Origin of the sequence: Rhodococcus sp. IEGM 1307 (genome assembly GCF_030056915.1) — a bacterium.
Classification (GTDB): domain Bacteria; phylum Actinomycetota; class Actinomycetes; order Mycobacteriales; family Mycobacteriaceae; genus Rhodococcus_F; species Rhodococcus_F opacus_D.
The window spans coordinates 108642-125173 of sequence record NZ_JASHKW010000019.1 but is presented as its reverse complement, the minus strand read 5'-3'; the positions used below and the strand labels follow the sequence as shown (position 1 = coordinate 125173).

Below are 16532 nucleotides of genomic sequence, written 5' to 3'. Positions count from 1 at the left end.
GTTTTCCTTCGCGCCTTGACTCATGGCCAGGTGTCATATTAGAACACGTTCTAGACGAATGTGTCATTCAGGAGAGGCGGATACCCGTTGTGACAATCGCCACCACCGAAGAACAGAAGGCTGCAGCGGGTTCGATCCAGGCTTGGGCGCGGTCCACGGACCCGCTGGTCACAGTACGGCAAGGACCAGCAGATTCGTGGCGGACGTCGTGGCCGTCCTTCGCCTCGCTCGGAATTTTCTCGGTCGCCGTGCCCGACGAGGTCGGTGGGTCGGGAGCGGAGATCGTCGATCTCGCCGCGATGCTCGAACAGGCCGCGACCGAACTCGTCCCGGGTCCTGTTCTCTCGACCGCTCTCGCCGCTCTCATCGTCGGCCGAAGCTCCGGCGCCGCCGCGAAACGGTGGTCCGAGGAACTCGCGGACGGCGCGATGCCGTGCGCGGTGGCTCTCGGCAGCAACTCCCCGGTGAACGCGACGCTCGGGGCCGACGGCGGGCTGACGGTCACCGGCGACGCGGGCTTCGTGATCGGCGGTGACACGGGAGTGTCCGTGCTGCTTCCCGCCGACGCGGGCGACGGCGTCGTGTGGTGTCTGATCGACAGCGAAGCCGACGGCCTGGACATCACGGTCGCCGACACGATCGACAAGAGCCGACCTCTCGCGCGGGTGCGCTGCGAGGGTGTGGCGGTGGCGGCCGACCGGGTGGTCACCGGCGTGCGGGACGGGCTCGTGCCCGACCTCGCGGCGACTCTCGCGGCCGCGGAGGCATCCGGAATCGCGGCCTGGTGTCTGCGAACGGCGGTGGAGTACGCCAAGATTCGCGAGCAGTTCGGCAAACCGATCGGATCGTTCCAGGCGATCAAGCATCTGTGCGCGGAGATGCTGTGCCGCGTCGAACAAGCCGGTGCGGCGGCGTGGGATGCGGCCGTGGCGGCGGAGGACGCGTGGGACGCGGACTGCGGGGAGCTGCCGATCGCGGCCGCGGTCGCGGCGTCGCTCACGCTCGACGCCGCCGTCGAGACCGCCAAGGACTGCATCCAGGTGCTCGGCGGGATCGGCTTCACCTGGGAACACGACGCGCACTTCTACCTCCGCCGGGCGACGTCGCTGCGGCAGCTGCTCGGCGGCTCCACCCGCTGGCGGGCGCGGGTCACCGAACTGACGCGGACCGGTGCTCGCAGGCACCTGTCGATCGACCTGACCGGGCTCGACGACGAACGGGCGCAGATCCGCGCCGAAATCGCCGAGCTTGTGGCGCGGCCGGAGTCGGAGCGACGCGCGGCCCTCGCGGAATCGGGCTACCTGGCCCCGCACTGGCCCGCACCCTACGGGCGGGGTGCGCGGGCCGCCGAACAGATCCTGATCGAGGAGGAGCTGGCGGCCGCCGGGATCGGCAGGCCCGACCTCGTGATCGGCTGGTGGGCCGTGCCCACGATCCTCGAGCACGGCAGCGCCGAGCAGATCGAGCGCTTCGCCACCCCGACGTTGCGCGGCGAGATCATCTGGTGCCAGCTGTTCAGCGAACCCGGCGCCGGCTCCGACCTGGCGGCGCTGCGGACGTCCGCGGAGAAGGTGGACGGCGGGTGGCGGCTGAACGGTCAGAAGGTCTGGACGTCGAGGGCGCAGGAAGCGGACTGGGCAATCTGCCTGGCCCGCACCGACCGGGACGCGCCCAAACACAAGGGCATCAGCTACTTCCTCGTCGACATGACGAGCCCCGGCATCACCATCTCGCCGCTGCGCGAGATCACCGGCGACGCCCTGTTCAACGAGGTGTATCTCGAGGACGTGTTCGTACCGGACGAGCTGGTGGTCGGGAATCTCGGCGACGGCTGGAAGCTGGCCCGAACCACGTTGGCGAACGAGCGGGTCGCGATGGGCGGAGGCTCCTCGCTCGGTGCGGCGATGGAGGAACTGCTCGCGCTCGCGGGGGACGGCGACCCCGTGACCGACGACAGACTCGGGCATCTCATCGGCAATGCGCTCGTCGGCTCGCAGCTCGAACTGCGCACCACCCTCCGGCAGCTGGACGGTCAGGACCCCGGACCGGAATCGAGTGTCCGCAAGCTGGTCGGTGTCCGCCAGCGGCAGGCGGTCGCGGAATTCGCGATGGAACTCGGTGGCGTGGACGGCTGGGTGGAGGGTCCGCTGGCGCGGGAGTTCCTCAACACACGCTGCCTGTCGATTGCGGGCGGAACGACGCAGATCCTGCTGACGGTCGCGGCCGAGCGCATTCTCGGACTGCCGCGGGGCTGAGCCGCGTCGCGATGGTCTTTCGCGAGGTCCGGGATGGTGATACAACTAGAACACGTTCTAAATTGAAAGTGGGATTGTCAGCGTGGACTTCATTCGAGACGAAACCCAGGAGGCCGTGGCCCAGGTCGCGGCCGGACTGCTGGCCCGCGACCTCGACGACGACGCCCTCTGGGCCGCGTTCGCCGACGCCGACCTGCTGACCCTCGCACTGCCGGAACGCCTCGGCGGTGAAGGGCTCTCGGTCACCGACGTCGGTGCGCTGCTCACCGAGGTCGGGCGGAAGGCGGCGCGGGTCCCGGCCCTCGCAACGCTCGGATTCGGTGTGCTGCCCATCGTCGCGCTGGGCGACGACGCCCAACAGGACGCACTGCTCACCGGTCTCGCCGACGGCCGCACGTTCACCGCGGCGCTCGCTGAACCCGGGGCGCAGTTCCCGGCACGGCCCTCGGTGACCGCGGTCGCGGACGGGGACGGCTACTCCGTCACCGGGCGCGTGCTCGCGGTTCCGTTCGCTGAGCGGGCACATCGGATTCTCGTGCCCACGGACACCGGGGTGGTGCTGGTGGATCCGGGCGCGGACGGCGTCACGCTCACGCCGACACCCTCGGCGTCGGGGAGCCCCGAATTCGCGATCACGTTCGACGGCGCGCGGGGTGAACTGCTCGCCGCCGGCACCGACGCGGTGCAGACGCTGTACCGCATCGCCCTGGCGTCGATCGGGGCGGTCGCGGACGGACTGCTTTCGGGCGCAACGGTTCTCGCAGGGGAGCACCTCGCGACACGCCACCAGTTCGGTAAGCCGCTCGCCACGTTCCAGGCCGTGTCGCAGCAGATCGCCGACGTCTACGTCACGTCCCGCACGCTCCACGTGTCGGCGCTCGCGGCGTCGTGGCGGGTGTCCGAAGGCCTGGACGCCCAGGACGATCTGGACGTGATGGCGTACTGGATCGCCGCCGAAGTGCCTGCCGCCATGCAGGTTCTGCACCACTTGCACGGCGGGATCGGCGTCGACGTCACGTACCCGCTGCACCGTTATTACTCGACCGCCAAAGACCTGGCCCGCCTCGTGGGCGGCGCCTCGTACCGACTCGACCTCGTGGGGGCCCGGTGTTCATCGATCTGACCGACGAGCAGCGTGAGCTGCAAGCGGAACTCCGGCGCTACTTCTCCGGGCTGATCTCGCCGGCCGAGGCCGAGGTGATGCGCACGGAGCGCCATGGCAGCACCTACCGCGAGGTCATCCGCCGGATGGGCAAGGACGGCTGGCTCGGGGTGGGCTGGCCGGTGGAGTTCGGAGGCCGCGGTTTCGGCGAGATCGAGCAGCAGATCTTCGTCAACGAGGCGACCCGCGCCGACGTGCCGCTGCCCGCGGTCACGTTGCAGACGGTGGGTCCGACGCTGCAGAAGTACGGGACCGAGGAGCAGAAGCGCAAATTCCTTCCCGCGATCCTGGCCGGCGAGGTGCACTTCGCGATCGGCTACACCGAACCGGAAGCGGGCACCGACCTCGCGGCGCTGCGGACCACAGCCGTGCGCGTGGGTGACGAGTACGTCGTCAACGGGCAGAAGATCTTCACCACCGGCGGTCACGACGCCGACTACCTGTGGCTCGCCGTCCGCACGGGTTCGGCGGATTCGCGTCACCGCGGCATCTCCATCCTGATCATGGACACCAAGGACCCGGGCTACAGCTGGACGCCGATCATCACGTGCGACGGTGCACATCACGTGAACGCCACCTACTACTCCGACGTCCGGGTTCCCGCGGACATGCTGGTCGGTGAGGAGAATCAGGGCTGGCGACTGATCACCACCCAGCTCAACCACGAACGCGTCATGCTCGGACCGGCCGGCCGGGTGGGCGGTCTCTACGACCGCATCCGCAACTGGGCCGTCGCGCACGACCTGCTCGACGAGCCGGACGTGCGGCGCGCGCTCGGCGAGATCCACGCGACGTTCCGCCTCAACGAACTACTCAACTGGCAGGTGGCGTCGAGTGAGGCGGACGCCGTCGACATCGCCGACGCGTCCGCGACGAAAGTGTTCGCCACCGAACGTATTCAGCGCATCGGCAGGCTCGTCGAGGAGATCGTCGGACGCTACGGCGACCCGTCCGAGCCGGAGACCGCCGACCTCATGAGGTGGCTCGACATGCAGGTGAAGCGCAACCTCGTCATCACCTTCGGTGGCGGTGTCAACGAGGTGATGCGTGAGCTGATCGCGACAGCCGGTCTGAAACTTCCCCGAGTCCCGCGATAGGAGCGCCGCGCGAAATGAGTTCCGAACAGATTCTCGCTGCCGCGGACGAGGTCCGGTCGACGGGCCCGAGCGCTCCTCGCCTCGGGCGTGACCCGATCAATCTGCCGATGATCCGCAACTGGGTGGAGGCGATCGGCGACCGGAATCCGATCTACGTCGACGAGGCGGCGGCGCGGGCAGCGGGACACGACGGCATCGTGGCCCCGCCCGCGATGGCGCAGGTGTGGACGATGCAGGGGCTGAACGCCGTTCGGCAACCCGACGACCCGCTCGGCCGCATGACGACGATCCTCGACGAGGCCGGGTTCACGTCCGTCGTCGCCACCAACTGCGATCAGATCTACCACCGCTACCTGAGGGTCGGTGAGGAGGTCACCATCACCACGACCCTCGAGGATCTCGTGGGTCCGAAGAAGACGGGCCTCGGTGAGGGGTGGTTCTTCACCACCCGCAGCCTGTGGCGGGTCGCCGGCGACGACGGCACCGGCGAGGTCGTCGCCGAGATGCTGTTCCGCATCCTGAAGTTCGCGCCCAAACCCGCTGAACCGGCGTCACAGTCGGCGAACGGCCAGGGTGCATCTTTCGACGATCTGGACCCCACCAAGCTGATGCGGCCCAGCGCCTCACAGGACACCCAGTTCTTCTGGGACGGGGTGGCCGCGCACGAGTTGCGGATCCAGCAGCGTGAGGACGGATCGCTGCAGCACCCACCGGTGCCCGCGCTGTGGAAGGACAAGACGGAGACGACGGACTACGTCGTCGCGTCGGGTCGCGGCACCGTGTTCAGTTACGTGGTCCACCACGCGCCGAAGGTGCCGGGACGCTCGCTGCCGTTCGTGGTGGCGCTGGTCGAACTGGAGGAAGGCGTCCGCATGCTCGGTGAGCTGCGCGGCGTCGACCCCGCCGAGGTGACGGTCGGGATGCCGGTGGAGGCGATCTACCTCGACTTCCCGGGCGACGACGAGACGGGCGGCACGCCGTGGACCCTGTACGCGTGGCAGCGCGGAGCGAAGGAGCAGTCATGACGTCCACACTCGATGTCGCGGTGGGAACGACGCTTCCGGAATTGACCGTGACCGGCGACCCGACGTTCGTCGTCTCGGCCGCATTGGCGACACGCGACTTCCAGGACGTCCACCACGACCGCGACCTGGCGCAGCAACGCGGGTCGAAGGACATCTTCGTCAACATCCTCACCGACACGGGTCTGGTGCAGCGGTTCGTCACCGACTGGGCGGGGCCGAACGCGGTGATCAAGTCGATCGCGTTGCGCCTCGGCGTTCCGTGGTACGCGTACGACACCCTCACCCTGAGCGGCACGGTGGCGGCGATGGACGACGGCGTCGTCACGCTGGACGTCGTCGGGAAGAACGGTCTCGGCGACCACATCACGTCGAAGGTGACCCTCGTCCTGGACGGACGCACGAACGGAGCGGGTGCATGAGCGGGCTGTCGGGCAAGGCTGCCATCGCCGGTATCGGCGCCACGGACTTCTCGAAGAATTCGGGCCGCAGCGAATTGCGGCTGGCGGCAGAGGCGGTCACGGCGGCGCTCGACGACGCCGGGCTGACCCCCGCGGACGTCGACGGCCTGACATCCTTCACGATGGACACCAACACCGAAGCGGCCGTGGCCCGTTCGGTCGGGATTCCGGACCTGAAGTTCTTCAGCCGCATCCACTACGGCGGCGGTGCGGCGTGCGCGACCGTGCAGCAGGCGGCGATGGCCGTGGCCACCGGCGTCGCCGACGTGGTGGTGGCGTACCGGGCGTTCAACGAGCGGTCGGGAATGCGGTTCGGGCAGGTGAACTCCGGTCTGGTGCAGCAGGTGAACTCGTCGGGTACCGACAACGCGTTCTCCTACCCGCACGGCCTGTCGACGCCGGCGGCGTTCGTCGCGATGGTCGCCCAGCGGTACATGCACGAATACGGCGCCACGAGCGAGGATTTCGGACGGGTCGCGGTCACCGACCGCAAGCACGCCGCCACCAATCCGAACGCCTTCTTCTACGGCAAGCCGATCACCCTCGAGGACCACCAGAACTCCCGATTCATCGCCGAGCCCCTGCACCTGCTCGACTGCTGCCAGGAGTCCGACGGCGGCATCGCGATCGTGGTCACGTCACCGGAGCGGGCGAAGGATCTGAAGCAGAAGCCGGCCGTGATCGCCGCGGCGGCCCAGGGGAGCGGCAGCGACCAGTACATCATGACCAGCTACTACCGCCCGGAGCTCGCGGGACTGCCCGAGATGGAGTTGGTCGGCAGGCAGCTGTGGGATCAGGCCGGGCTCGGACCGCAGGACATGGATCTGGCCGTCCTCTACGACCACTTCACCCCATACGTATTGATGCAGCTCGAAGAACTCGGCTTCTGCGGCCGCGGCGAGGCCAAGGACTTCATCGCCGACGGTGCCATCGACCTCGACGGCAGTCTGCCGCTCAACACCCACGGAGGCCAGCTCGGCGAGGCCTACATCCACGGGATGAACGGCATCGCCGAGGGTGTGCGTCAGATCCGCGGCACGTCCGTGAATCAGGTCTCCGGCGTGCAGAACGTCCTCGTCACCGCCGGGACCGGTGTGCCTACGTCAGGGTTGGTGCTGACGGCCTGAGTCCGGCCCGAGTCTGTCTGCGCGCAATGTGTTTCGCGACATACCCGGCATCCCTGCCCACCCCGCCGGTGAGCATCGAGGCGAACGCCTGCAGGAACGGCAGCCCCACGAAATACAGTCCCGGATGGTCCGGCGACACTCCGCGGGACTGCTCGGGCCACCCGTCCGATCCGGTGACGGGGATCTGGATCCACGACGTGTCCTTGCGGAACCCGGTGCACCAGATGACGTTGCGGACGTCGAGTGCGGTGCCGTCGTCGAGGACCGGTCTGCCGTCGTGGACACCGGTGACCTTCGCGGGGAAGTGCTCCACCCCGGCGGCGGCCAGGTCGGCCCGTTTGACCCGCAGGAGTGGTCCGCCACCCGAACGGACGTGGGTGCGCATCTTCCGGCCGACGGGTGTGCGTTCCGTCAGAACGTGATTGGCCATGAACCACATGATCGGGATCGCGATGTGGGCGAGGCGCCCCTCGAGGTCGAACGGCACCTCCCCGCGGACGGGCCCGCAGATCGTGGTGCGATGCGAACGGGAGACTTCCAGTGCGATGTCCGCGCCGGAGTGGCTGCACCCGACCACCAGCACCGGCCCGTCCTGCAGTTGGGACGGATTGCGGTAGTCGCTCGAATGCAGTTGCCGGATCCGGGGGTCGAGGCGCTCGGCGAGGTCCGGGATGACCGGGGACTGCCACGTTCCGGAGGCGACGACGACGTTGTCGGCCTCGAATCGGTCCGTCCCGGCCGTGACGACGTAACGGTCGCCGGCACGGGACAGGTCGTCGACGGTGGTGCCGGTCCGGATCGGCAGTGCGAATCGCTGCGCGTACGCCTCGAAGTAGTCGGCGACCTCGTCCTTCCCGGGCCAGGACCAAGCCGGGGCGGGAATTCCCCAGCCTGGCAGGCTGTCGTACCGGGCGGGACTGTAGAGCCGAAGCGAGTCGAATCGCACCCGCCACACGTCCCCGACGCGGTCGTGGGCGTCGAGGATCACGAATCGCTGCCCGCATCGCGTGAGGTGGTATCCGGTGGCGAGGCCGGCCTGTCCGGCGCCGATCACGATCGTGTCGGAGCGTTCTGTGGACATCGTCTGTCTTCTTCCCTCGGGTGATCGGTGGTCGTGCTCAACGCTATGACCGGGCCGATCTCGGCGCGTCGGGAGAATGGCGCAGATACGTACGACCGTATGGGTACTTTCATGCAGACGGGCCGACGAGGCGATGCTCGTAGGCATAGGCAGTGGCCGCGGACCGCGACGAGATCCCCAGCTTGAGGAAGATGTTGCTCAGGTGCCGCGCGACCGTCTTCTCGCTGAGGAACAGTTCCGTCGCCACCGCCCGGTTGCTCTTGCCTGCCGCCACGAGGCGGAGCACGCACACTTCACGCGGGGTCAGGGGAGTGCTGACCGTCGGGTCGGGGCGGAACTCCGCCCGGAGTCGCTCGAGGTCCGGGACCGCACCCAGTTGCCGGTAGGTGGCGGACGCGAGGTCGTGCTCCATCTGCGCGGTGTCGTCGTCACCCAGGTCGCGGCACACCAGCGCGACCGACTCCCGGACCCGCGCACACTCGTACGGCGCGCCGATGTCCTGCCAGCGCCGCCACGCGTCGCGCAGAACGGTCAGCGCGTCGCTACCCCGTCCTTCGGCGTGCAGCACCGACCCCGACGCCTGAGCGGACAGAGCACACAGGTAGGGGATCGCGAATCGTGTTGCGATCGAGTCGAGTTCGTCGGCTGCGGTGCGAGCCGCCGGGACGTCGCCGGCGGCGAGCAGGATGTCCACGCAGGCGGGCAGCAGCCGGGCGCGTTCCACCGCGCCGGTGGACTCGTCCACCGCGCAGCGGATCGAGGCGACCGCGCTGCCGACCCGCCCCTGCGCCATCCGCAGCAGCGCGAGTCCGGGCTGCGGCCGCCTGCCCCAGCGGTTCGCCTCCAGAAACAACTTCTCGGCCTGGGCGACCTCGCCGCGCAGGCGGTGGAGGTCGGCCATCACGTAGGCGGCGGACCCGGCCGCGGCATGCGAGGCGAGCCGCTCGTACGCCCGCCGCGCCGAATCCATCGCCGTGGGCCACTCGCCCTGCAGTTGCAGGATCTCGGCGCGGTGGACGAGGCACTGACCGCGGTAGGGGACGAGGTCGGGTTGCGAAGAGCACCACTCCTCCAGCGCCACAGTCCATTCCCGGGACCGGCGGAGATCGCACATGTTCTGGCACTGCTCGATCACGGCGCAGTACACGATCCCCGCCACCACCGGGGACACCTCGTCGGACGTCACCCCGACCATCGCCTCGTCGAACGCCGACACCGCGTTGGCAACGTCCCCCAGCAGGACGAGCGAATGGCCGGTGCCCAGCACCCCGAGCGTCGTCAGATCCGGGTCGGCGAACCGGGTGCCTGCCTCCGTGATCGCACGGAAGATGTCGTGGGCGGCCTTGCCGTCACCGGCGTCGATCCGTTGCAGTCCCTGCGGCACCAGCAGGTAGCCCCGCTCGGCGCAATCGACGCCCGCGGTGTCCAGCAGTCGCTGGGCCTTGCTCAGCCAGCCGCCACCGCGCGCCTGCTCGCCCCGCATGATCAGGACGAACGAGAGCCAGAACGCGCACCGCGCGGAGCGCACCGGCCGACCCGCGCGGGCCCACTCGTGCACCGCCCGTTCCCACCATTCGGTGCTGGCGTCGTCGTCACCGAGAAGGTAGGCGGCGGTGGCGACCAGTTCGAGGTCGTCACCGGACAGCGGGGTCTGCCGGTCGGCGCCCGACAGTCGTGCGTAGGTAGCGCGCCAGTCTCGTCGTTCGAAGGCCGCACGGCCCGTCCGGAGTTCCGACGTCGCGTCGGACATCACTGTCTCCTGCCGAAGATCTGCGCGCTGACCTGCTCGAATTTTCAGACTACCGCCGCACCGGGCCTGCCGGGAACGTCGAATATTCCTCGCAACCTGTCGGTGCCTCGAGTCACACTGGGTCCACACGCCAACGGATGGGAACTTCTGATGGTCGATGCGATAACGGCAGAGGGTCTGGTCAAGAAGTACGGCAAGGTCACGGCACTGGACGGGGTCGACCTCGCGGTCCCGTCGGGAACGGTGATGGCGCTGCTCGGCCCGAACGGCGCCGGCAAGACGACGGCGGTCCGGGTCTTCACCACGCTTCTCGTCCCGGACGCAGGCCGGGCGGAGGTGGCCGGTCTCGACGTCGTCCACGATGCGCGGGTGCTCCGATCCCGGATCGGCGCGTCGGGGCAGTATGCGGCGGTCGACGAGTACCTCACCGGTTTCGAGAACCTCGAGATGGTCGGGCGGCTCTACCACCTCGGGGGCAAACGCAGTAAGGCGCGCGCCCGTGAACTGCTCGAACAGTTCGATCTGGTCGAGGCGGGAGATCGTCCCGTGAAGGGCTACTCGGGTGGCATGCGCCGGCGTCTCGATCTCGCGGGAGCGCTCGTGGCCGAGCCGGAAGTGTTGTTCCTGGACGAACCGACCACCGGGCTCGACCCCCGCGCCCGGCTGGCTCTCTGGGACGTCATCGACAATCTCGTCGCCAGGGGCACCACGCTGCTCCTGACCACCCAGTACATGGAAGAGGCCGAGCGCCTCGCCGACCAGATCGCGGTGATCGACCACGGTTCGGTCATCGCCCGCGGAACCGCCGACGAATTGAAGGACCGTGTGGGCGGTGAGCGCATCGAGCTGAGCGTCCGGGAGGGCTTCGAGCTCTCCGTCGTGCGCGACGAACTGGCCCCGCTCGCCGCAGGCGACATTCTGGTCGAAGAAAACGTCCGCCGGGTGACGGTGCCGGTGACCGGCGGTGCGGACGCCCTCGTCGAGGCGCTGGGCCGCCTTTCCACTCGAGGAGTGAAGGTGTTCGACGTAGGCCTGCGCAGACCGACCCTGGACGACGTCTTCCTCACCCTGACCGGACACGAAGCCGAAGAGGAGCACGTCTCATGAGCGCCCCACAGACGGCGTCCGTACACACCGCGCTCGCGGACGGGCTCACGATCGCCAAGCGCAACATGATCAAGATCAAGCGCGTCCCCGACCTCATCGTGTTCACCACGTTGTCGCCGATCATGTTCGTGCTGCTGTTCGCGTACGTGTTCGGTAGTGCCATTCAGGTTCCCGGGATGTCCTACCGGGAGTTCCTGATCGCCGGGATCTTCACGCAAACAGTCATCTTCGGGGCCACGTGGACGGGTCTCGGGATGGTCGAGGATCTGCAGAAGGGGATCATCGACCGGTTCCGGTCGCTGCCGATGGCCCCGTCCGCCGTCCTCCTCGGCCGCACCTCCACCGACGTCCTGATCAACATCGTCAGCCTCATCGTGATGTCACTGACGGGTCTGATCATCGGGTGGCGCATCCACTCGAGTCTCGGCGAAGCGCTGCTCGGCTACCTGCTCCTGCTGTTGTTCGCCTACGCGCTGTCGTGGGTGATGGCGGTGGTCGGCCTGTGGATCCGGACACCGGAGGTGTTCAACAACGCCAGCTTCATCGTCATCTTTCCGCTCTCGTTCATCGCGAACACGTTCGTGGAGACCACCAACCTGCCCGGTCCGCTGAAGGTGATCGCGGAATGGAATCCGGTGTCCGCGGTGACGCAGGCCGTGCGGGAACTGTTCGGAAACACCAACCCGGACATGACCGTTCCCGACGCGTGGCCGTTGCAGCACCCGATCATCGCCTCACTGGCATGGTCGGCGGTGCTGCTGGTGATCTTCGTGCCGTTCGCGATCCGGCGCTACAAGAAGGCCGTCAGCCGCTGAGGGCGACGGTCACCGCCCCGCGGCAGGGATCACCCCCAACTGCTGGAGCATGGCGAGGACGTCCTTGTCCGACCACTTCTCCGCAATCCGCCCGTTTTCGATGCGGTGGATGACGGTGGCGGTCATTTCCATGCGGTTCCCCGTCGCGGGAATTCCGGGCAGATCACCCGTCTGCGTTCCGGCGCACAGCAGCCGGGTGACGACCTTGTCGCCCTCGGCCACCTGATCCTCGATCAGGTGCGTCCCCGGTGTGGCCTCCCAGAACAACCGGAACACCTGTTTCAGTCCCTCGCGCCCCGGTGCTTCGAGGCCGGGAAACGGCGGCGGTGAATGGTCGAGGTAATTCTCGTCGACGAGTTCGTCCAGTGCGTCGATGTTGCCTGCGTCGATCTCGGTGTAGAAACGCCGGATCAATTCCTTGTTCGTTTCCAGTGACATGACTCCATTGTCTGCCGATCACGTCGCGGCGTATACCCACCTCCGCCGGGCCAACGGGACGCTCGTTGCGTCAGATCGAACGAGCGTCCCGTTCGTCCAGAGGGCTAGGGGAGTTCGCGCGGTGAATCGACGTCGCGTCCCGACCCCAGGTCGGAGCAGTCGACCGTCTCGGCGCCGTGTGCCCCGAGGTACGTGCGTGCACCGGAGTCGCCGGTGAGGCTGCGCCGCAACGGGAGCCAGTGGTCCCGGCCGATCAGCACGGGGTGGCCCGGACGGCCGGCGTAGTGAGCCTGACGCAGCGACGCTCGGGCGTCGCCGGGCGGCACCGACGCCACCCGCCGGATTGCGTCGGCGCCGAGGTCGGGGAGGTCGACGAGGGTGATGACGACGGCATCGACGTCGTCGAACGTTGCCGCGACCTCCAGCCCCCGGCGCAGGGACGCGGACAGCCCCGACTGCCAGTCCTCCGCGATCCCGACGGTGACGGGGACACCGCCCGGCAGTAGGTCCTCGGCCTCCTCGGCGCGGGCACCGAGCACCACGACGGTGGGCTCACATCCCGCCTCCGACAGCACTCGCACTCCGCGCGCGAGCCACGGTTCTCCGTCCGCGCCGACGACGAGTGCCTTGGGCATGCCCATGCGCGAACCGGCCCCGGCGGCGAGCAGCACGCCCCCGATCGTCATCGTGGTCTCACCGGTCCGCGCTGCATGGGTTCAACTTACTTTTCCTCGGCGAAGTTCGCGTCGACGCGCTGGTAGAGGTAGTCCTCGGCGGTGATGCCGGGGTACTTGCCCGCCGGCCCGGCGATGACGACGTCGCGGTCGATCCATGCTTCGCTCCCACGTCGCGAACTGCACCGTAGACTGGCCGGTGGCCTCGACACGCCAACAGTCGGAACGGACGGACACATGGTGGATCCGAACAGAGTCGGCGAACCTTCCCGGCAGGAGTTCGCGCAGCAGTGGGGCGGCTCCGGCAGCGTCGTCGACCTCGACGGTCCCGTCCACTGGGTCGAATACGGTGCCGACACCGGATCTCCTCCCGTGGTGATGGTTCACGGACTCGGTGGCTCGCATCTCAACTGGGTCCGGATCGCACCGGTCCTCGCGGAGCGCACCCGGGTGCTGACGGTGGATCTCCCCGGCTTCGGGCTCAGTCCGTCCGGGCGCCGCCGGACGGGGGTGGGCGCCAATGCGAAGGTGCTGCATCGCTTCCTCCGTGACGTCGTCGGCGGTCCCGTGATCCTGATGGGCAACTCGATGGGCGGCATGATCTCGCTGTTCGAGACGGCGGCGCACCCCGAGATGGTCTCGGCGCTGGTTCTCGTCGATCCCGCACTGCCTGTTGCGCAACGGATCCCGGACCCGCGGATCGCCGCGCAGTTCGCGATGTACTTCACGCCGTTCGTGGGGGAGCGGTTCCTGCAGTACTCGAGCAGGAAGTTGACGGACCGGCAGTTGGTCCAGCGGATGATCGACCTGTGCTTCGCCGAGCCGAGCCGGGCGTCGGAAGATTCCCTCGACGCCGCAGCGGCTCTCGCGGGATACCGGCGCGGGCTGCCGTCCGAGGATGCGGCGTTCCTCCAGGCCAGCCGGTCCCTCATGCGGGTCCTGGCTCGCCCGCGCCGATACCTCGACACCATGCGGTCGATCGCACAACCCGTTCTCCTGCTCCACGGCGACCGCGACCGACTGGTCCCGGTCGCGGCGGCCCGCAAGGTGGCAACGGCAAACCCGCGGTGGGACAGCGTGATTCTCGGAAACGTGGGGCACACCCCGCAGCTCGAGGTTCCCGACACGATGCTCGACCACGTGCTCACGTGGGTTGACCGTCACGGACTGATCGACGCCTAGGTTTCGGCCGATCCGCGGGACCCGGCGATCGACTGTGCGAGCGCGCGGAACAGGTGGGTGAGTTCGGGTCTCGTCGCCGTTCCGCTCCGGACGACCCCGCACACCGGGATGCGCAGTCGGTCGTGCGCCTCGCGCAGGAAGCTCAGCCCGCGGCGGGGAGTCGCATCGGCGGTGTCCGCGTACAGCACCGTCCACGACCGCGGCGTCGTCAGTACGTCGAGGGTCGCGGTGTGGTCGCTGGGGATCGACGGTCCGAGCATGACCCGCTGCCCGACCTGCCGGAACGCGTCCTCGACCACGGTGTGGATCAGGATCTGACTGCTGCGTGGCGGTAGCAGCAGGGGGTACGGTGCCAGTTCGCTCAGGTCGACGGTCGAGACCCCCGCCAGCGGGTGTTTGCTCGACGTGACGATCACCAGGTCTTCGAGCCCGAATTCCACGGTTTCGAGCCCCGGCCGGTCGACGCCGCCGCGGATGAGTGCGAGATCGGCGTCCCCCGACGCGACGGCGGTCATCCGGTCGGTGAAGTCCTTGATGACGAATTCGATGTCGAGCTGTGGGAAGTCCTCGCGGACAGCCGATATCGCCTCGAGGCTCTGTGTCGCGAAGCTCATGCTCGCACTGATGCGGAGCCGATTGCGGGGATCGAGTCCCACCGACAGCGCGCGGGCCTCGAGGCCCATCATCTCGGCCGCGATGGGCATCAGCCGTTCGCCGGCCGCGGTCAGCCGCGTGGCGCGCGTCGACCGCTCCAGGAGGGTGGTGCCCAACTCGTGTTCGAGCTTCGCGATCTGGTGGCTGATCGCGGACTGGGAGATGAAGCAGCGTTGCGCCGCGCGCGAGAAACTGCCCTCCTCGCCGACCGCGAGGAAGTAGCGAAGCTGTCGGAACTCCATGACCTGAGGTTACGTCCTTCCGTGAAGACTTATGAGCAATCGAGATAACACAATTTCGATTTCCCCAGCTTACTGGCGATTAACAATGGTCGATCCCTAATGTGGAGCTCATACGCGGCGCTAAGTAGACGCCAGAAGCAGTAGGAGGTTTTCGGTGGATCGCACACAGGTCGTCATCGTGGGATCGGGGTTCGGCGCCCTCGCGGCGGCGAAGAAGCTCGGCAAGGCAGGCACGCCTTTCGTGCTGATTTCCGAGACCACCGAGCATCTGTTCCAGCCCCTTCTGTACCAGGTGGCCACCGGTGTCATCTCGCCCGGCGAGATCGCCCCGTCCATCCGCGCGATCCTCGCGAAGTACCCCAGCGGTGACGTCCGGCTCGGCCGCGTCGTCGACGTCGACCCGGACAAGAAGCAGGTCGTCTACGAGGCCGGCGGGGTGAGCCACACGATCGGTTACGACAGCCTGATCGCCGCGACCGGCGCCCGGCAGGCCTACTTCGGCCACGACGAGTTCGCCGAGGTCACGTACGCGCTCAAGACCGTCGCCGACGCCGACCGGCTGCGCCGCCAGATCGTCCGCTGCTTCGAGGAGGCGCACACCACCTCGGACCCGGAGCGTCGCCGCGACCTGCTGCACTTCATCGTGATCGGTGCCGGTCCGACCGGTGTCGAACTGGCAGGTCAGATCAAGGAACTGGCGGGCCGCTACTTCGAGAAGTCGCTCCGCGACATCACGTCCGAAGACGTCACCGTCACCCTCGTCGAGGGTGCGGGGGAGACGCTGCCCGTGTTCGGCGGCAAGCTCAGCAAGTACACCCAGGATTCGCTCGAACGGGCCGGAGTCGAGGTGGTGCTGGGCACGATGGTGACCGACATCGACGAACACGGCGCCACCCTGTCGTCGCCGAGCACCGGCTTCGAGAAGCGCCTCACGGCGGACACCATCATCTGGTCGGCAGGCATCCAGGCCAACGACTTCGCAGCGGTGCTCGCGGACCGAACCGGCTGCGAGACCGGCCGCGGCGGCCGTCTCCTGGTCGACGAGGACCTCACGGTGGGTCGCTACGACGACATCTACGCGATCGGCGACATGGCGTCGCTGAACAATCTGCCCGCACAGTCGCCGTTCGCGATGCAGGGTGGACGGCACGTCGCGGCCATCATCACCGGGAAACGCGCCCTCGGAACGCCGTTCACGTACCGCGACAAGGGCAGCATGGCGATCATCAACCGGTTCCGTGCGATCACCCGCGTCGGCAAGATCGAGCTGACCGGTGTGCTCGCCTGGTTCCTGTGGCTCGCCGTGCACCTCGTCTACCTGGTCGGATTCCGCAACCGGTACGTCGCGGTGATGTCGTGGTGCGGTTCGTTCCTCGGACACCGCCGCCCGCACTTCCACTACGCCCAGGAAATCGAACCTGCCGAGCTGCGCGACCAGCGAGAGGATGCCGCAGCCTAACCTGGG

The 16532-nt window shown here is 68.1% G+C and carries 16 protein-coding genes; 10 read left to right on the top strand and 6 right to left on the bottom strand.

The genetic code is table 11. The features are described from left to right. Window positions 1–89: 89 nt before the first annotated feature. From QM841_RS30975 to QM841_RS30950, 6 genes are all read left to right on the top strand, one after another. A complete protein-coding gene (locus QM841_RS30975; protein ID WP_283334924.1) occupies window positions 90–2255 on the top strand; it encodes an acyl-CoA dehydrogenase family protein in 2166 nt (721 codons plus the stop codon). 82 nt (window positions 2256–2337) lie between these two features. Further along, window positions 2338–3378, top strand: a complete 1041-nt coding sequence (locus QM841_RS30970) for an acyl-CoA dehydrogenase family protein (RefSeq protein WP_283334923.1) — start codon at window positions 2338–2340, stop codon at window positions 3376–3378. Continuing rightward, window positions 3363–4514 carry an acyl-CoA dehydrogenase family protein gene (locus QM841_RS30965; protein WP_280779066.1) on the top strand — a complete coding sequence of 384 codons (1152 nt, stop codon included), beginning with the start codon at window positions 3363–3365 and terminating at the stop codon, window positions 4512–4514. Before QM841_RS30970 ends, QM841_RS30965 begins: the two co-directional genes overlap by 16 nt. Window positions 4515–4528: 14 nt before the next feature. Further along, window positions 4529–5539 carry a bifunctional MaoC family dehydratase N-terminal/OB-fold nucleic acid binding domain-containing protein gene (locus tag QM841_RS30960; RefSeq protein WP_283334922.1) on the top strand — a complete coding sequence of 337 codons (1011 nt, stop codon included), beginning with the start codon at window positions 4529–4531 and terminating at the stop codon, window positions 5537–5539. Further along, window positions 5536–5958, top strand: coding sequence for a MaoC family dehydratase (locus tag QM841_RS30955; RefSeq protein WP_280779064.1), 423 nt, complete (start codon window positions 5536–5538; stop codon window positions 5956–5958). The genes QM841_RS30960 and QM841_RS30955 overlap by 4 nt, the downstream gene beginning before the upstream one ends. Then, window positions 5955–7124 (top strand): lipid-transfer protein, encoded by a 1170-nt coding sequence (locus tag QM841_RS30950; protein WP_283334921.1) that lies wholly within the window; start codon window positions 5955–5957, stop codon window positions 7122–7124. Before QM841_RS30955 ends, QM841_RS30950 begins: the two co-directional genes overlap by 4 nt. Here QM841_RS30950 and QM841_RS30945 read toward each other — a convergent pair. Beyond that, window positions 7096–8205 (bottom strand): flavin-containing monooxygenase, encoded by a 1110-nt coding sequence (locus tag QM841_RS30945; protein WP_283334920.1) that lies wholly within the window; start codon window positions 8203–8205, stop codon window positions 7096–7098. The two genes, QM841_RS30950 and QM841_RS30945, sit on opposite strands and share 29 nt — an antisense overlap. Before the next feature lie 109 nt (window positions 8206–8314). After that, on the bottom strand, window positions 8315–9955 hold the full coding sequence (locus tag QM841_RS30940) for a helix-turn-helix transcriptional regulator (RefSeq protein WP_283334919.1): 1641 nt from the start codon (window positions 9953–9955) through the stop codon (window positions 8315–8317). A 150-nt stretch (window positions 9956–10105) separates the two neighbouring features. Between QM841_RS30940 and QM841_RS30935 the strand changes: the two genes are divergently transcribed. Further along, window positions 10106–11062 (top strand): ATP-binding cassette domain-containing protein, encoded by a 957-nt coding sequence (locus QM841_RS30935; protein WP_283334918.1) that lies wholly within the window; start codon window positions 10106–10108, stop codon window positions 11060–11062. Next, the gene (locus QM841_RS30930; RefSeq protein ID WP_105420896.1) at window positions 11059–11877 is read left to right on the top strand and encodes an ABC transporter permease; all 819 of its coding nucleotides are present in this window, start codon (window positions 11059–11061) and stop codon (window positions 11875–11877) included. The genes QM841_RS30935 and QM841_RS30930 overlap by 4 nt, the downstream gene beginning before the upstream one ends. Window positions 11878–11886: 9 nt before the next feature. Here QM841_RS30930 and QM841_RS30925 read toward each other — a convergent pair whose 3' ends face one another. The 3 genes from QM841_RS30925 to QM841_RS30915 all read right to left on the bottom strand — a co-directional run bounded on the left by QM841_RS30925 (window position 11887) and on the right by QM841_RS30915 (window position 13201). Further along, entirely contained in the window at window positions 11887–12315 is a 429-nt protein-coding gene (locus tag QM841_RS30925) for an ester cyclase (RefSeq protein WP_280779060.1), read from the bottom strand. Window positions 12316–12419: 104 nt separating this feature from the next. After that, complete coding sequence (locus tag QM841_RS30920) at window positions 12420–13001, bottom strand: nucleotidyltransferase family protein (RefSeq protein WP_283334917.1); 582 nt, start codon at window positions 12999–13001, stop codon at window positions 12420–12422. Between the two features lie 35 nt (window positions 13002–13036). Beyond that, a complete protein-coding gene (locus QM841_RS30915; protein WP_283334916.1) occupies window positions 13037–13201 on the bottom strand; it encodes a 1-aminocyclopropane-1-carboxylate oxidase in 165 nt (54 codons plus the stop codon). A gap of 25 nt (window positions 13202–13226) precedes the next feature. On the opposite strand from QM841_RS30915, the gene QM841_RS30910 reads away from it, so the two are divergent. Continuing rightward, entirely contained in the window at window positions 13227–14171 is a 945-nt protein-coding gene (locus tag QM841_RS30910; protein ID WP_280779057.1) for an alpha/beta fold hydrolase, read from the top strand. On the opposite strand, the gene QM841_RS30905 is transcribed toward QM841_RS30910, so the two are convergent. Next, window positions 14168–15067, bottom strand: coding sequence for a LysR family transcriptional regulator (locus QM841_RS30905; RefSeq protein WP_009477562.1), 900 nt, complete (start codon window positions 15065–15067; stop codon window positions 14168–14170). The genes QM841_RS30910 and QM841_RS30905 overlap by 4 nt on opposite strands. Window positions 15068–15221: 154 nt before the next feature. Here QM841_RS30905 and QM841_RS30900 point away from each other — a divergent pair, with 154 nt between their 5' ends. Beyond that, complete coding sequence (locus tag QM841_RS30900; protein WP_283334915.1) at window positions 15222–16526, top strand: NAD(P)/FAD-dependent oxidoreductase; 1305 nt, start codon at window positions 15222–15224, stop codon at window positions 16524–16526. Window positions 16527–16532: the final 6 nt, after the last annotated feature.

Bases quoted from the DNA above. Each gene is read 5' to 3' on its own strand.
- QM841_RS30905 (WP_009477562.1), bottom strand. From the start codon at position 15,067: ATGGAGTTCCGACAGCTTCGCTACTTCCTCGCGGTCGGCGAGGAGGGC.
- QM841_RS30935 (WP_283334918.1), top strand. From the start codon at position 10,106: ATGGTCGATGCGATAACGGCAGAGGGTCTGGTCAAGAAGTACGGCAAG.
- QM841_RS30920 (WP_283334917.1), bottom strand. From the start codon at position 13,001: ATGACGATCGGGGGCGTGCTGCTCGCCGCCGGGGCCGGTTCGCGCATG.
- QM841_RS30930 (WP_105420896.1), top strand. From the start codon at position 11,059: ATGAGCGCCCCACAGACGGCGTCCGTACACACCGCGCTCGCGGACGGG.
- QM841_RS30910 (WP_280779057.1), top strand. From the start codon at position 13,227: ATGGTGGATCCGAACAGAGTCGGCGAACCTTCCCGGCAGGAGTTCGCG.
- QM841_RS30950 (WP_283334921.1), top strand. From the start codon at position 5,955: ATGAGCGGGCTGTCGGGCAAGGCTGCCATCGCCGGTATCGGCGCCACG.
- QM841_RS30960 (WP_283334922.1), top strand. From the start codon at position 4,529: ATGAGTTCCGAACAGATTCTCGCTGCCGCGGACGAGGTCCGGTCGACG.
- QM841_RS30940 (WP_283334919.1), bottom strand. From the start codon at position 9,955: ATGTCCGACGCGACGTCGGAACTCCGGACGGGCCGTGCGGCCTTCGAA.
- QM841_RS30955 (WP_280779064.1), top strand. From the start codon at position 5,536: ATGACGTCCACACTCGATGTCGCGGTGGGAACGACGCTTCCGGAATTG.
- QM841_RS30945 (WP_283334920.1), bottom strand. From the start codon at position 8,205: ATGTCCACAGAACGCTCCGACACGATCGTGATCGGCGCCGGACAGGCC.
- QM841_RS30925 (WP_280779060.1), bottom strand. From the start codon at position 12,315: ATGTCACTGGAAACGAACAAGGAATTGATCCGGCGTTTCTACACCGAG.